This is a genomic window from Rhodococcus sp. 06-156-4 (genome assembly GCF_002259345.1).
Classification (GTDB): Bacteria; Actinomycetota; Actinomycetes; order Mycobacteriales; family Mycobacteriaceae; genus Rhodococcoides; species Rhodococcoides fascians_E.
In genome coordinates this window covers 22,116-36,690 of record NZ_NPGB01000011.1, presented here as the reverse complement: position 1 = coordinate 36,690, position 14,575 = coordinate 22,116, and the positions used below count along the sequence as shown (strand labels likewise).

Below are 14,575 nucleotides of genomic sequence, written 5' to 3'. Positions count from 1 at the left end.
CGTAGGAACTGAATTTACCCGCATACAACTGTCGAGGAGTCAACAGACATGGCCTTCTCCGTCCAGATGCCAGCTCTTGGTGAGAGCGTCACCGAGGGAACTGTCACGAGGTGGCTCAAGCAGGAGGGCGACACCGTCGAGGTCGACGAACCGTTGCTCGAAGTATCGACGGACAAAGTCGATACCGAAATCCCGTCCCCCGCTGCTGGCGTTCTGACGAAGATCGTGGCTCAGGAAGACGACACCGTCGAGATCGGTGGCGAGCTCGCGCAGATCGGCGACGCAGGCGAAGAGTCCGCGCCCGCTGCAGAGCCCGAGGCAGCCGAGGAAGAGCCCACACCGGCCGCCGAGCCCGAGCCTCAGGCCGAGGAAGAGGCACCGGCAGAGGACGCGGCTCCCGCTGCGAAGTCCGACTCGAGCGGCTCGGGCACCCCGGTGAAGATGCCCGAGCTGGGCGAGTCCGTGACCGAAGGAACCGTCACGCGGTGGCTGAAGGCGGTCGGCGACGAGGTTGCGGTCGACGAGCCACTGCTCGAGGTCTCCACCGACAAGGTCGACACCGAGATTCCGTCCCCCGTCGCAGGCACGCTGCTCGAGATCAACGCCGAGGAAGACGACACCGTCGAGATCGGTGGTCAGCTCGCGGTGATCGGGTCCGGTGCACCGGCTGAGAAGGCCCCCGAGCCCGAGAAGGCTCCCGAGCCGGAGAAGAAGCCCGAGCCGGTCGCGGAAGCACCCAAGCAGGAAGCACCCAAGGAAGCCCCAAAGCAGGAAGCTCCCAAGCAGGAAGCCCCGAAGGCAGAAGCTCCCAAGCAGGAAGCTCCCAAGCAGGAAGCTCCGAAGAAGCAGGAGTCCGCACCGTCCGGTGACGCGACTCCGTACGTGACTCCTCTCGTGCGCAAGCTCGCCGCGGACAACGATGTCGACCTCTCCGAGGTCAAGGGCACCGGTGTCGGCGGGCGTATCCGCAAGCAGGATGTGCTCGCCGCAGCGGAAGCGAAGAAGGCTCCCGCTCAGGCCGAGGCGCCGGCCGCGGCTCCCGCTGCCGCGTCCGCTCCGGCGGCTCCGGCTACCGCAGGCGTTCGCCCCGAGCTCGCTCACCTTCGCGGTACGACTCAGAAGATCAACCGCATCCGTCAGATCACGGCGAAGAAGACGCGTGAGTCGCTGCAGACCACGGCTCAGCTCACGCAGACGTTCGAGGTCGATGTCACGACGATCGCTGCGCTGCGCACGAAGGCGAAGTCGACGTTCTCCAAGAACGAGGGTGTCAACCTGACGTACCTGCCGTTCTTCGCGAAGGCGGTCGTCGAGGCACTCAAGGCGCACCCGAACGTCAATGCCAGCATCGACGAGGACAAGAAGGAGATCACGTACCACGCCGATGTCCACCTCGGTATCGCCGTGGACACCGATCAGGGTCTGCTCTCGCCCGTCATTCACAACGCGGGCGATCTGTCGCTGGCCGGCTTGGCTCGCGCCATCGCCGACATCGCGTCGCGTGCACGCTCCGGTGGCCTCAAGCCCGACGAGCTGTCCGGTGGCACGTTCACCATCACCAACATCGGTAGCCAGGGCGCGTTGTTCGACACGCCGATTCTGGTTCCGCCGCAGGCTGCGATGCTCGGTACCGGCGCGATCGTCAAGCGTCCGGTCGTCGTGAAGGATGCGGCGGGCAACGAGTCCATCGGTGTTCGTTCGATGGTCTACCTGCCGCTGACCTACGATCACCGCCTGGTCGACGGTGCGGATGCCGGTCGTTTCCTGACGACGATCAAGCAGCGTCTGGAAGATGCTTCGTTCGAGGCGGACCTGGGTATCTGATCCGACACGAGCGCGGCTGTGTCTGTATCGTGAGGTACCAGACATTCCGGACGTGATCGTCCTCGAACAATCGGGGTAGACCACACAATCGGGGCGCCACTCGCACTGCGGGTGGCGCCCCGAAACCGTCGAGAGGGGCGTCGAACACCATGCGCGTCGTCATTGCAGGTTCTTCGGGATTGATCGGTACCGCCCTGGTGGCGTCGTTGCGCGGACGAGGTCACGAGGTGTCCCGCCTCGTGCGTCGCGCACCGGCAGGGCCGGACGAATTCCAGTGGGATCCTCCGGCGGGAACGGTCGACGAGCGTGCACTTCGCTCGTGTGACGCCGTGGTGAATCTTTGCGGAGTCGGCATCGGTGACAAGCGGTGGTCCGGTGCGTACAAGCAGGAGGTCCGCGACAGCCGGATCACGCCCACCGAGGTGTTGGCGGGTGCCTGTGCGGAGCACGGGATCCCGACTCTCGTCAACGCCAGTGGCATCAACTTCTACGGCGACACCGGCGATCGCATCGTCGACGAATCGGACGGTGTCGGCGAGGGGTTCCTCGCCGAAGTGTGCCGCGACTGGGAACTCGCGACGGCCGATGCCGTCGCCGGCGGGGTACGGACGGTGATGCTCCGGAGCGGAGTGGTCCTGTCGCGCCGCGGCGGGATGATGGGCAAACTGCGCCCGCTGTATCTGCTCGCGCTCGGCGGTCGTCTGGGTAGCGGGCGTCAGTACTTTCCGTGGATCTCGTTGAAGGACGAGATCGGCGGGATCATCCACAGCATCGAGAACGACGCCGTGCGCGGTCCGGTGAACATGGTGGGTCCGGCTCCGGTCACCAATGCTCAGTTCAACAGCGCCTTTGCGCGAGCGATCAAGCGACCGGCACCCTGGGTGGTTCCCGGATTCGCGCTTCGTCTGGTGATCGGCGAGTTCGCCGAGGAAGCTATCCTCACCGGCCCGCGAGCCATCCCGAAGGTCCTCGAGGACACCGGGTTCACGTTCGAACACAACACTGTCGGCGAGGCGCTGCGCGCGGCCGTCGGGAGCTGATTCCGTTCGCGCGCAGGGTCGGCGTAACGTCGACGGTTATGACCGAAGGTGTTGTGTCCGCACGCGAAAGTTCCGACTCCATCGAGGTGTCCCGGCTCGGAACGGTCGATTATCTCGACGCGTGGGATCGCCAGCGCGCACTCGCGGACATGCGCGCCGAGGGTGTCGGACGCGACACGTTGCTGCTGCTGGAACATCCGTCGGTGTACACCGCGGGACGGCGCACGTCGCCCGAGGATCGCCCGAAAGACGGTACGCCGGTCATCGAGGTCGACCGCGGCGGCAAGATCACCTGGCACGGCCCGGGCCAACTCGTCGGCTATCCGATCGTGAAGTTGGCGCAGCCGATCGACGTCGTGCGGTACGTCCGTCGTGTCGAGGAGGCTCTGATCGCCGTGTGCACGGATCTGGGCATCGACTGCGGACGCATCGACGGGCGATCGGGTGTGTGGCTCGCCTCCGAGGTCCGAGACGGAATTCTTCTGCCCGAGCGCAAGATCGCGGCCATCGGCGTTCGCGTGCAGCGCGGCGTCACGCTGCACGGGTTCTCGTTGAACTGCAATTCCTCGACGTCCGGGTTCGACGCCATCGTCCCGTGTGGCATTGCCGACGCGGGCGTCACGTCCCTCACGAGCGAGCTGGGCCGCGAGGTGACCGTCGACGACGTGATTGCTGCGGTCGTGGACGCGGTCACCGCTGCTCTCGACGGGTCTCTGCTGGTCAGCGAACACCCAGTAGCGCGCCCCGATGTGGTACAAGTCTCCACCAACCCGCAGTTCACCACCGTGAAGTTCGGCGCGTAGCATCGAAACCGTGACTGTGGCCCCAGAAGGACGCAAATTACTCCGCCTCGAGATCCGAAACGCGGAGACCCCGATCGAGCGCAAGCCCAACTGGATCAAGACCAAGGCCAAGATGGGTCCGGAGTATTCCGAACTCAAGGGGCTGGTCAAACGCGAGGGCTTGCACACGGTGTGCGAGGAAGCCGGATGCCCCAACATCTACGAATGCTGGGAAGACCGCGAGGCGACGTTCCTGATCGGCGGTGAGCAGTGCACCCGCCGCTGCGACTTCTGCCAGATCGACACCGGCAAGCCGGAGGATCTCGACCGCGACGAACCCCGCCGCGTCGCGGAAAGTGTCCAGGCGATGGGTCTGCGGTACTCGACCATCACCGGCGTCGCTCGTGACGATCTGGCCGACGGCGGCGCATGGCTGTACGCGGAGACGGTCCGCTACATCAAGAAGCTGAACCCGAACACCGGCGTCGAGCTCTTGATTCCGGATTTCAACGCTCGCCCCGAGCAGTTGGCCGAGGTGTTCTCCTCACGTCCCGAGGTGCTCGCGCACAACGTCGAGACGGTCCCCCGCATCTTCAAGCGAATCCGGCCCGCGTTCCGGTACCAGCGGTCGATGGACGTCATCACCGCGGCGCGCAACGACGGCCTCGTCACCAAGTCCAACCTGATCCTCGGCATGGGTGAGACCCCGGAAGAGGTCCAGGAAGCGATCCGCGACCTCCACGAGGCCGGATGCGACATCCTGACGATCACGCAGTACCTGCGTCCCTCCCCGCGGCACCACCCGGTCGAGCGTTGGGTCAAGCCGGAGGAGTTCGTCGAGCACTCCGATTACGCCACCGAGATCGGTTTCGCCGGTGTTCTCGCCGGTCCGTTGGTCCGTTCGTCGTACCGCGCCGGGCGTCTGTACGCGCAGGCCATGCAGCACCACGGACGTGAGCTGCCGGCGAGCATGGCGCACCTGGTCGAGGGCGGCGAAGCGTCGCAGGAAGCCAGTTCTCTGATGGCGCGTCTGGCGGCTCGCTGACCCACTCCCGGCGCGATGCATGACGACGGGATGTCGGGACGTATCCTGTGAAGCATGGCGAACGGCAGTAAAGCGGGCAAAGCAGGTAAGCCCAGCAAAGAAGCGAAAGCAGCAGCGAAGGCCGCTCGGAAGCAGGCGTCGAAAGAACGTCGCAGTCAGTTGTGGCAGGCGTTCCAGATGCAGCGGAAGGAAGACAAGGCTCTTCTTCCGCTGATGATCGGCGCGATCGTGGGAATCACGGTCATTGCGTTTCTGATCGGTTTGATCATCGGTATCGAATGGTTCCTGCTGCCGTTCGGTCTGCTCCTCGGCGTGCTCGCCGCGTTCATCATCTTCGGGCGTCGTGTCCAGAAGTCGGTGTACAAGAAGGCCGACGGCCAGGCCGGTGCGGCTGCCTGGGCGCTCGACAACCTTCGTGGCTCGTGGCGCGTCACCAACGCGATCGCCGGGACCACCCAGCTGGACGCTGTCCACCGGGTGATCGGCAAGCCGGGTGTCATTCTCGTCGCCGAAGGCGCCCCTCAGCGCGTGAAGTCACTTCTCGCTCAGGAGAAGAAGAAGACTGCCCGCCTCGTCGGTGACACCCCGATCTACGACATCGTCATCGGCAACGGGGACAATCAGATTCCGCTGTCGGGCCTGCAGAAGTACCTGGCGAAGCTTCCCAACAACATCGACAGCAAGCGCATGGACACCATCGAATCGCGTCTGTCGGCGTTGGGAACGAAGGGTGGGCCGGCGATGCCGAAGGGCCCGATTCCCGGTGGAGCGAAGATGAAGGGCGTTCAGCGCACCATCAAGCGCCGCTGACGATCGAACAATATCTCCAAGACGATGCTGCGCGGTCACCGACCGCGCAGCATCGCTGTTCCGGTGGCGCGATCATGCATGCCCCGGCCGTCGTGGTCGGAGATGATGGCCGGGAACACGAACAGGAGAAAGAACGTGCGGACGAGGGCTCGGACGAAGCCGACTCGAGCAGAGGCGTCGACGCGGGCCACCTGAATCCCGACGATCAACTGTCCCGGTGTGAACGAGAAGATGCTGACGGACGCAACACCGAGGACGAACCACACCAGAAGCGTGATGGTGGACATCGACTGTCCGATACCGGTGACGCTGATGATCAGTGCGGAAATGCCCATCGACATGAACCAGTCGACCAGGAGCGCGAGAGTTCGTCGACCGAGTCCCGCAACCGCACCCGGTCCGTCCTGCGGGAGACCGAGGCGTTCCCCGGGGAAGTTCTGTTCGGTTCCGTCGTCGGGCATCGCCGCGTTCGGGCCGGACAACCAGGAACCTGTCATTCGTGCCATGCACTCCAGGATAGGCGCCGCGCGGGACCGACCCGGACACCGTCACCGTAGTGTGTTCGGGAGAGCACGACGCAGTGCGTCGTCGCTCACGGTTACATGCAGAGAGCACGACGTGTAACACGGGCGAAACACAGCCTTGACTGGTGGGCAACACCAGGTCCATAACGTGCAGGTCGACGGAATTCGACAAAGGAGTAAAAGCGTGGCGTTCACCACGGCCGAAGAGGTCATCAAGTTCATCGCCGACGAGAACATCGAGTACGTGGACATCCGTTTCACGGATCTCCCCGGCACCCAGCAGCACTTCTCCATCCCGGCGTCGGCGTTCAACAAGGATGTCTTCGAAGACGGTCTGGCCTTCGACGGTTCGTCCGTCCGCGGCTTCCAGTCCATCCACGAGTCGGACATGATGCTTCTCCCCGACGTGACGACCGCGCAGGTCGATCCGTTCCGCGCCGCGAAGACTCTGAACATCGACTTCTTCGTGCACGACCCGTTCACGCGTGAGAGCTACAGCCGCGACCCGCGCAACGTCGCACGCAAGGCCGAGGAGTACTTGGTCTCCACCGGCATCGCCGACACCGCCTACTTCGGCGCCGAGGCCGAGTTCTACATCTTCGACTCGGTTCGCTACGACTCCGGCATCAACGGTGCGTTCTACGAGCTCGATTCGGTGTCGGGCTCCTGGAACACCGGTGTCGAGGCCAACGCCGACGGCAGCCCCAACCTCGGCTACAAGGTTCGCCCCAAGGGCGGATACTTCCCCGTTGCACCGTACGACCACTACGTCGACCTGCGCGACGAGATCTCGACCAACCTGCAGAACGCAGGCTTCGAACTCGAGCGCGGTCACCACGAGGTCGGCACCGGTGGCCAGGCCGAGATCAACTACAAGTTCAACACGCTGCTCGCAGCAGCGGACGACCTGCAGCTGTTCAAGTACATCGTGAAGAACACCGCATGGAAGCACGGCAAGTCGGCGACGTTCATGCCGAAGCCTCTCTTCGGTGACAACGGCTCGGGCATGCACGTTCACCAGTCGCTGTGGAAGGACGGCAAGCCGCTGTTCCACGACGAGGCCGGATACGCCGGACTGTCGGACCTGGCTCGCCACTACATCGGCGGCATCCTGCACCACGCTCCGTCGCTGTTGGCCTTCACCAACCCGACGATCAACTCCTACCACCGCCTGGTGCCGGGCTACGAGGCTCCCATCAACCTCGTGTACAGCCAGCGCAACCGCTCCGCCGCCGTGCGTATCCCGATCACGGGCAACAACCCGAAGGCCAAGCGCCTCGAGTTCCGTGCACCGGACAGCTCGGGCAACCCGTACCTCAACTTCGCCGCGCAGATGATGGCCGGTCTCGACGGAATCAAGAACAAGATCGAGCCGCTCGCTCCCGTCGACAAGGATCTCTACGAGTTGCCGCCCGAGGAGGCCAAGAACATTCCTCAGGCACCGACGTCGCTGAACGCCGTCATCGATCGCCTCGAGTCCGATCACGAGTACCTGACCGAGGGTGGCGTCTTCACCACCGACCTCATCGAGACCTGGATCTCGCTCAAGCGTGAGCAGGAAATCGCTCCGGTCAACCTGCGCCCGCACCCGTACGAGTTCCAGCTCTACTACGACGTGTGATCTGCGCGTAAGCGCTCGTCCAGAACACCGAACCGCCCGTCCTGCATTCACGCAGGGCGGGCGGTTTCGTGTGTACGGAAGGTAACGACTTTCTGAAAAAAGGTTTGCCATCACGCTCGTCAAGCCATTCTCGATGGGTCGGATTGTCCGTCGTCACCGAAAAAGACCGGTGAACGGGAAAAGAGGGTGGCAGCACCACAATGGACACGCTCTGGAATTTCGTATCGGTCAGGCGGCAACAATTGCTGACCGACTCGTACCTTCACGTCTCGGCGGTGGTGCAATCCATCGTCATCGCAACGATTCTTGCGGTCGCGATCGGTGTGCTCGTGTACCGCTCCCCTGCAGGCTCGGCAATCGCCACAGCACTGGCGAGCACCGTGCTCACCATTCCTTCGTTCGCCCTCCTGGGCCTGTTGATTCCTATCCTGGGTCTCGGCGTCGCGCCGACGATCACCGCACTGGTGCTGTACGCACTGCTTCCCATCATCAGGAACACCATCATCGGGCTCGCTTCGGTGGACCCGGCGGTCACGGACGCCGCCAAGGGCGTCGGATTGAACCGAGGGCGAGTTCTGGCACGAATCGAGATGCCACTGGCCTGGCCGTCGATCCTCGCGGGTATGCGCGTGAGCACCCAGATGATCTTCGGCATCCTCGCGATCGCTGCGTACGCGAAGGGCCCGGGGCTCGGGAACCTCATCTTCTCCGGACTTTCGCGCGTCGGCAGCCCCAACGCTGTCCCGCAAGCACTGGTCGGAACAGTTCTGATCGTCATCCTTGCTCTGATCCTCGACGGCATCCTCGTCCTGGTCGGCAAGCTCACCACCTCGAGGGGTCTTCGTGTCTAACTCAACCAACCAGCACGTCTCGGGAGTCGACATCGTGCTCGACTCGGTCAGCAAGCGATACCCCGGTCAGGACACGGCCGCCGTCGACAACGTGTCGCTGACGGTTCCCGCCGGCGAGACCGTCGTGTTCGTCGGTCCGTCGGGATGCGGTAAGACGACGACCATGCGGATGATCAACCGCTTGATCGAGCCGTCGTCGGGAACCATCACCATCGACGGCAAGGACGCCTTGAGCATCGACGCCGACGAACTGCGACGCGGAATCGGCTATTCGATCCAGCAGGCCGGTCTCTTTCCACACATGACCATCGCGAAGAACGTTGCGACAGTCCCTGGCCTGATCGGCTGGGACAAGAAACGCATCTCCGAGCGCACCGACGAGATGCTGGATCTCGTGGGACTCGACCCGGACACGTACCGAAACAGGTACCCGCGGCAGTTGTCCGGTGGCCAGCAGCAACGTGTCGGCGTCGCACGCGCGTTGGCCGCCGATCCCCCGGTACTGCTCATGGACGAACCGTTCGGTGCGGTAGACCCCATCACCCGAGGTCTGCTGCAGGACGAGTTGATGCGTTTGCAGAGTGAGCTGGGCAAGACCATCGTGTTCGTCACGCACGACTTCAACGAGGCGGTCAAGCTCGGCGACAGGATCGCGGTACTCGGAAACCAGTCGTCGATCATGCAGTACGACACGCCCGAGGCCATTCTCGCCAACCCTGCGAACGACACGGTCGCCGGATTCGTCGGTGCGGATGCTTCCCTGAAACAGTTGACACTGACCAGAATTCGTGACGTCCGCTTGCTGCAATGCCCGACGGCCAGGGAATCCGATCCGGTCGACGACATTCGCACCAAGATCTCGTCACGAAAGTGGCAGTGGGGATTGATTCTCGACGACCGGAACCGCCCGCTCCGGTGGGTCTCCCCCGGTCATCTGGCGACGGCATCGTCGCTGCGCGGCGTCGGCGTTCCGATCGGCGAACTCGTCTCCATCCAGTCGACGTTGCAGGACGGACTGGAAGCACTGCTCGCCGAGAGCACGGCGTCCACGGTGGTCACCGGCCCACGCGGGGAATACGTCGGTCTGATCTCCATCGACACGCTCGTCGGGCATCTGCAGAAGATGCGCGAAGCGCACGAGCACGATCACGACGACCAGGAAGAACAGGTCAGCCAGTCATGACCACGGCAGAACGGACGACGTCCACGCCCGAGGCGCCGGACATGGAAACGGAACCCGACGAGGGTGCCTCGGAGCGCGGCGCATCCAAACGCGCCGAGCGCATTCGGCTGCTGGTCCAACCGGCGCTCGTCGTGGTGCTGGTCGCGGGCGTGCTGATCTGGGCCTTCAGTCGTGATCTCACGGCGACGCAGCAGGGCAGTATCAGCGTCTCGAACATTCTCACTCTGACCTGGCAGCACATCCTGATCACGGCGGCCGTGGTCGTCATCGTCGTTGCGTTGGCAGTTCCGTTGGGCACGGTACTCACTCGACCGGGGTACACCAAGCTTGCCCCGTTCTTCGTCGGCATCGCCAACATCGGTGCCGCCGCTCCTGCCATCGGCCTGCTCGTCCTGTTTTATCTCGCCACGCGACAGACCGGATTCTGGATCGGTGTGCTGCCCATCGCCTTCTATTCGTTGCTTCCGGTGCTGCGCAACACGATTCTGGGTTATCAGGAAGTGGACCGGACGTTGATCGACGCCGGTCGAGGCCAGGGCATGTCGCCGATGACGGTGCTGCGCAGAATCGAGTTCCCGTTGGCCGTTCCCTACATTCTGGCTGGTCTTCGTACGTCGCTGGTCCTGGCGGTCGGCACCGCGACGCTGTGTTTCCTCGTCAGCGCAGGTGGGTTGGGAATTCTCATCGACACCGGATACAAGTTGCGCGACAACGTGACTCTCGTCGTCGGTGCAGTGCTGGCGGTATCGCTCGCGTTGTTCATCGACTGGCTGGGCGCATTGGCGGAGCAGTTCCTCGGACCTCGGGGACTGCGATGAGAAGAACGACGAGCATGAGACGGACCGCCGTTGCCGTCGCCCTGTGCGGCGCACTGATGACCGGGTGCGGCCTCGAATCCGGAGGCGCTCTGCCTCTGGCCGTCGGCCCCGGCAGTATCGAGCCCGTCCCGGAGCTGGACGGCGTCAAGGTCACTGTGGGATCCAAGGACTTCACGGAGCAGATCACCCTCGGCTACATCATCGAATTCGCACTGTCCGCGGCAGGCGCCGATGTCCGTGACCTCACCAACATCCAAGGGTCCAACAGCACCCGGGAGGCGCAGCTCGCCGGTCAGATCGATCTGACGTACGAGTACACGGGAACGGGGTGGATCAACTACCTGGGCAACGAAACTCCGCTTCCCGACTCGCAGCAGCAGTACGAAGCAGTCCGCGATGCCGACTTGGAAGCGAACGACATGGTGTGGGCCGTGCCCGCCCCGATGAACAACACCTATGCCCTCGCGATGAACAGGCAGACAGCCGAGCAGACCGGGATCCGCACCCTGTCGGATTACGCCCAGTTGGTCCGCACCGACCCGGCAGCGGCAACCACGTGCGTCGAAACCGAATTCAACGTCCGTCAGGACGGATATCCGGGCATGGCCGCGAAGTACGAGTTCGACCCCGGTGCCGCGCCGCGCCAGATCCTGCAGACCGGCATCATCTACCAGGCCACCGCAGACGGAACACAGTGCAAGTTCGGTGAAGTGTTCACCACCGACGGGCGCATCATCGCCCTCGATCTGGTTCTGCTCGAGGACGATCGAGCGTTCTTCCCCAAGTACAATCCGGCCCTGGTGATGAAAAAGGCCTTCGCCGACGCGCACCCACAGGTCGCCGAGGTCATGGCACCGATCTCGGAGAAATTGACCGATCAGGTGATGACCGAACTCAACCGGCAGGTCGACGTCGAGGGCATCGAGCCCGCCGACGCCGCCCGCGACTGGTTGGTGTCGGAAGGCTTCGTCACCGCGCAGTGACGGGCGGGCGGACCTTCACGCTCCGAAGGTCCGCTCCACCACTGCCTTGGCGCGACGCGTCACTCGCAGGTAGTTGTCGAGGAAGGCTCCGGCGTCGCCGTTGTCCCAGCCGGCGACCTTGGCCACCGCGGAGAGCACGTGGCCCGGTCGAGGCAGCTGGTCGGTCGGTTTGCCACGGACGAGGACGAGCGCGTTGCGGGCCTTCGTCGCGAGAATCCATGCTTCGCGCAGCAATTCCACATCGGTTTCGCTCATCAGCTCTGCGGCACCGATGGCGTCCAGGCTCTGCAGCGTGGACGTGTTGTGCAACGACTTGACGTCGTGTGCATGTCGCAGCTGGATCAGCTGCACGGTCCACTCGATGTCGGCCAGCCCGCCGCGGCCCAGTTTGGTGTGTGTGGCAGGGTCGGCGCCCTTGGGCAGTCTCTCGGAGTCGATGCGCGCCTTGATCCGTCGGATCTCGCGGACAGCGTCCTGCGACACCCCGCCTTCCGGGTAGCGAATCCTGTCCACCATCAGCAGGAACCTGATGCCGAGGTCCTCGTCGCCCGCGACCTGGTGAGCACGCAGAAGCGCCTGAACTTCCCATGCCTGCGCCCACTGGGCGTAGTACGCCTCGTAGGAGGCGAGCGTACGAACCACGGGACCGTTGCGACCTTCGGGACGAAGGCCGGTGTCGACCTCGAGCGGCGGGTCGGTGCTCGGCGCTCCGAGCAGTTTGCGGATCTTGTCGGCGATGCCGTTGGCCCACTTGACTGCAGCGCTGTCGTCGGCACCTTCCGCCGGCTCGCACACGAACAACACGTCGGCGTCGCTGCCGTACCCGAGTTCACCGCCGCCGAGTCGCCCCATTCCGATGACCGCGAGCGTTGCCGGTGCCGGCTCGCCCCGCTCGGCGACGCTGGACCGAACGGCCGCGGCGAGAGCCGCGTTGATGACTGCTGCCCACACCGACGACAGTGCCCGGCAGACCTGCGGCACGTCGAGCATGCCGAGAATGTCCGCGGAGGCGACGCGAGCGAGTTCGTGACGGCGCAGAGCGCGTGCGGCGTTGATTGCACGGACCGGGTCCTCGTAGCGTCCCGACGACGACAGGATCGCGCGATACGTCTCCTCGGGTTCGGCGTCGAGCAGACGTGGTCCGCTGGGACCGTCCGCGTACAGACGGATGACCTCGGGCGCCTTGATCAGCAGTTCCGGGACGTATGCGGACGAACCGAGCACGATCATCAGACGCTGCGCCACAGCACCCTCGTCGCGCAGAGTGCGCAGGAACCACGTCTGCTCGCTCGCCGCCTCGGACAGTCGACGATAGTTGAGCAACCCAGCGTCCGGGTCCGGGGTGTCGGCGAGCCATTCCAACAACGTCGGCAACAGCACCGCTTGGATCTGACCGCGCCGCGCTCCCCCACCGACCAACGCGCGAAGGTGCCCGAGTGCATTTTCCGGTGCCGCGTATCCGAGCGCTGCGAGCTGCCGAATCGCGGCGTCGGGCGTCAACCGCACCGTGTCGGAGTCGAATCGGACCACCGAGTCGAGCAACGGCCGGTAGAACAGTTTCGCGTGGAGCCTGCGGATCCGCTGCGCGTTGCGCTTGATCTCCGCGGCCAGCACACCGAGCGCATCTCGATTGCCGTCGGGCCGCATGTGCGCGGCCCGTGCCAGCCACCTCAATGCTTCCTCGTCGTCGGGCGGAGGCAAGGTGTGTGTTCGCTTCATCCGCTGCAGTTGCAGGCGATGCTCGATGAGGCGCAGGAACTCGTAGGACGCAGTGAGATTGGCCGCATCGTCGCGGCCGATGTACCCGCCGTCGGTCAACGCCGTCAGCGCATCGGTCGTCCCCAGCACGCGCAACGACTCGTCGGTGCGGCCGTGCACGAGTTGGAGCAACTGCACGGCGAACTCGACATCGCGAAGGCTGCCACGTCCGAGTTTGATCTCTCGTTCGCGCAGTTCCGGTGGGACCATTTCCTCGACCCGACGGCGCATCGCCCGAACCTCGGGAACGAAGTCCTCTCGCTGCGACGCCAGCCAGACCATCGGATTCAACGCGGCGACGTAGCTGTGCCCGAGTTCCATGTCTCCGGTCATCGGACGTGCCTTGAGCAACGCCTGGAACTCCCACGTCTTGGCCCAGCGCTTGTAGTAGGCGACGTGCGAATCCAGTGTCCGCACCAGTTCGCCACGTTTGCCCTCGGGGCGCAGCGCAGCGTCGACCTCGAAGAACGCGGACGAGCCGATTCGCATCATTTCGCCTGCGATCCGGCTGGCGGTCGCATCCGCGGGTTCGGCGACGAACACGACGTCGACGTCGGAGACGTAGTTCAGTTCTCGGGCACCGCATTTGCCCATCGCGATGACGGCGATGCGGCTGGGGCACGGTTTGTCCGGGCAGGCGGTGGCGATGGCCACGGCGAGAGCTGCGGTGAGGGCGGCGTCGGCCATGTCCGAGAGTTGATTGCCGACGAGCTGGTACGGCAGAACGGGTTCGTTCTCGACGGTGGCGGCCAGATCGGCGGCCGCCAGCACCATCACCTGGTCGCGGTAGGTCTTCCTCAGCGCGACAACGGCTTCCGGTCCGGTGACGGACGCTCGATACAGTTCGGGGGACGCATGTTCCCCGGTCTCCGGGCTAGCCTGCACCGCTGCGAGCAACTGTTCGGTGAGCTGCTGCTTGCTCGGCAGGTCTATCCGACCGGTGGACTTGCCGTCGGGCGAGGCGAGCAGGCGCCACGACTGCGGATCGGAGACGAGGTGGTCCGCGAGGGCGCTCGACGCACCCACCAACCCGAAGAGCCGACCGCGAAGACCCTTGTCCGTCCGCAGTGCGGAGTCCAACTCGGCGAACTTGTCACCGAGTGCATCGTTCAACCGGACGACGGTGCGGAGCGCGAGGTCGGCGTTGGCTGCCCGCGAGAGCGACCACAACAGTTCGAGGCTGTCCTCGTCCACCCATCCGAGCGTGCGGAGGTCGGTGGGCGCGGTGGATTCGACCAGTCCCAGCCGTCCTGCGCCGGGAACAACCGAACGTGACGTCGGTGGACGCACCATCAGCGAACACCTCGACTCTGGCGTGACACCTGATTCACCTCAC

At 64.5% G+C, this 14,575-nt stretch carries 12 protein-coding genes; 10 read left to right on the top strand and 2 right to left on the bottom strand.

The window, feature by feature from the left end:
- Nucleotides 1–48 precede the first annotated feature (48 nt).
- The 5 genes from sucB to CH290_RS06025 all read left to right on the top strand — a co-directional run bounded on the left by sucB (nucleotide 49) and on the right by CH290_RS06025 (nucleotide 5,501).
- Nucleotides 49–1,824, top strand: coding sequence for a 2-oxoglutarate dehydrogenase, E2 component, dihydrolipoamide succinyltransferase (sucB, locus tag CH290_RS06045; RefSeq protein ID WP_020111960.1), 1,776 nt, complete (start codon nucleotides 49–51; stop codon nucleotides 1,822–1,824).
- A gap of 149 nt (nucleotides 1,825–1,973) precedes the next feature.
- Complete coding sequence (locus tag CH290_RS06040; RefSeq protein WP_019665986.1) at nucleotides 1,974–2,864, top strand: TIGR01777 family oxidoreductase; 891 nt, start codon at nucleotides 1,974–1,976, stop codon at nucleotides 2,862–2,864.
- Between the two features lie 38 nt (nucleotides 2,865–2,902).
- Entirely contained in the window at nucleotides 2,903–3,667 is a 765-nt protein-coding gene (gene lipB, locus CH290_RS06035) for a lipoyl(octanoyl) transferase LipB (RefSeq protein WP_020111959.1), read from the top strand.
- A gap of 10 nt (nucleotides 3,668–3,677) precedes the next feature.
- Nucleotides 3,678–4,691, top strand: coding sequence for a lipoyl synthase (gene lipA / locus CH290_RS06030; protein ID WP_026347929.1), 1,014 nt, complete (start codon nucleotides 3,678–3,680; stop codon nucleotides 4,689–4,691).
- A gap of 54 nt (nucleotides 4,692–4,745) precedes the next feature.
- Complete coding sequence (locus tag CH290_RS06025; RefSeq protein WP_019665989.1) at nucleotides 4,746–5,501, top strand: DUF4191 domain-containing protein; 756 nt, start codon at nucleotides 4,746–4,748, stop codon at nucleotides 5,499–5,501.
- A gap of 35 nt (nucleotides 5,502–5,536) precedes the next feature.
- On the opposite strand, the gene CH290_RS06020 is transcribed toward CH290_RS06025, so the two are convergent.
- Nucleotides 5,537–6,007, bottom strand: coding sequence for an RDD family protein (locus tag CH290_RS06020; protein WP_019665990.1), 471 nt, complete (start codon nucleotides 6,005–6,007; stop codon nucleotides 5,537–5,539).
- 202 nt (nucleotides 6,008–6,209) lie between these two features.
- Between CH290_RS06020 and glnA the strand changes: the two genes are divergently transcribed.
- From glnA to CH290_RS05995, 5 genes are all read left to right on the top strand, one after another.
- Nucleotides 6,210–7,646 carry a type I glutamate--ammonia ligase gene (glnA, locus tag CH290_RS06015; protein WP_019665991.1) on the top strand — a complete coding sequence of 479 codons (1,437 nt, stop codon included), beginning with the start codon at nucleotides 6,210–6,212 and terminating at the stop codon, nucleotides 7,644–7,646.
- A 200-nt stretch (nucleotides 7,647–7,846) separates the two neighbouring features.
- Complete coding sequence (locus tag CH290_RS06010) at nucleotides 7,847–8,497, top strand: ABC transporter permease (protein ID WP_019665992.1); 651 nt, start codon at nucleotides 7,847–7,849, stop codon at nucleotides 8,495–8,497.
- Nucleotides 8,490–9,680 carry an ABC transporter ATP-binding protein gene (locus CH290_RS06005; protein ID WP_027498843.1) on the top strand — a complete coding sequence of 397 codons (1,191 nt, stop codon included), beginning with the start codon at nucleotides 8,490–8,492 and terminating at the stop codon, nucleotides 9,678–9,680. The genes CH290_RS06010 and CH290_RS06005 overlap by 8 nt, the downstream gene beginning before the upstream one ends.
- Before the next feature lie 41 nt (nucleotides 9,681–9,721).
- Nucleotides 9,722–10,498, top strand: a complete 777-nt coding sequence (locus CH290_RS06000; protein WP_051104930.1) for an ABC transporter permease — start codon at nucleotides 9,722–9,724, stop codon at nucleotides 10,496–10,498.
- Nucleotides 10,499–10,512: 14 nt separating this feature from the next.
- On the top strand, nucleotides 10,513–11,481 hold the full coding sequence (locus CH290_RS05995; protein WP_020111956.1) for a glycine betaine ABC transporter substrate-binding protein: 969 nt from the start codon (nucleotides 10,513–10,515) through the stop codon (nucleotides 11,479–11,481).
- Nucleotides 11,482–11,496: 15 nt separating this feature from the next.
- Here the strand turns inward: CH290_RS05995 and CH290_RS05990 are convergent, their stop codons facing one another.
- Complete coding sequence (locus tag CH290_RS05990) at nucleotides 11,497–14,532, bottom strand: bifunctional [glutamine synthetase] adenylyltransferase/[glutamine synthetase]-adenylyl-L-tyrosine phosphorylase (RefSeq protein ID WP_019665996.1); 3,036 nt, start codon at nucleotides 14,530–14,532, stop codon at nucleotides 11,497–11,499.
- Between the last annotated feature and the right edge of the window lie 43 nt (nucleotides 14,533–14,575).

Bases quoted from the DNA above. Each gene is read 5' to 3' on its own strand.
- sucB (WP_020111960.1), top strand. From the start codon at position 49: ATGGCCTTCTCCGTCCAGATGCCAGCTCTTGGTGAGAGCGTCACCGAG.
- CH290_RS06040 (WP_019665986.1), top strand. From the start codon at position 1,974: ATGCGCGTCGTCATTGCAGGTTCTTCGGGATTGATCGGTACCGCCCTG.
- lipB (WP_020111959.1), top strand. From the start codon at position 2,903: ATGACCGAAGGTGTTGTGTCCGCACGCGAAAGTTCCGACTCCATCGAG.
- CH290_RS06025 (WP_019665989.1), top strand. From the start codon at position 4,746: ATGGCGAACGGCAGTAAAGCGGGCAAAGCAGGTAAGCCCAGCAAAGAA.
- CH290_RS06020 (WP_019665990.1), bottom strand. From the start codon at position 6,007: ATGGCACGAATGACAGGTTCCTGGTTGTCCGGCCCGAACGCGGCGATG.
- CH290_RS06010 (WP_019665992.1), top strand. From the start codon at position 7,847: ATGGACACGCTCTGGAATTTCGTATCGGTCAGGCGGCAACAATTGCTG.
- CH290_RS06000 (WP_051104930.1), top strand. From the start codon at position 9,722: ATGGAAACGGAACCCGACGAGGGTGCCTCGGAGCGCGGCGCATCCAAA.
- CH290_RS05995 (WP_020111956.1), top strand. From the start codon at position 10,513: ATGAGACGGACCGCCGTTGCCGTCGCCCTGTGCGGCGCACTGATGACC.
- CH290_RS05990 (WP_019665996.1), bottom strand. From the start codon at position 14,532: ATGGTGCGTCCACCGACGTCACGTTCGGTTGTTCCCGGCGCAGGACGG.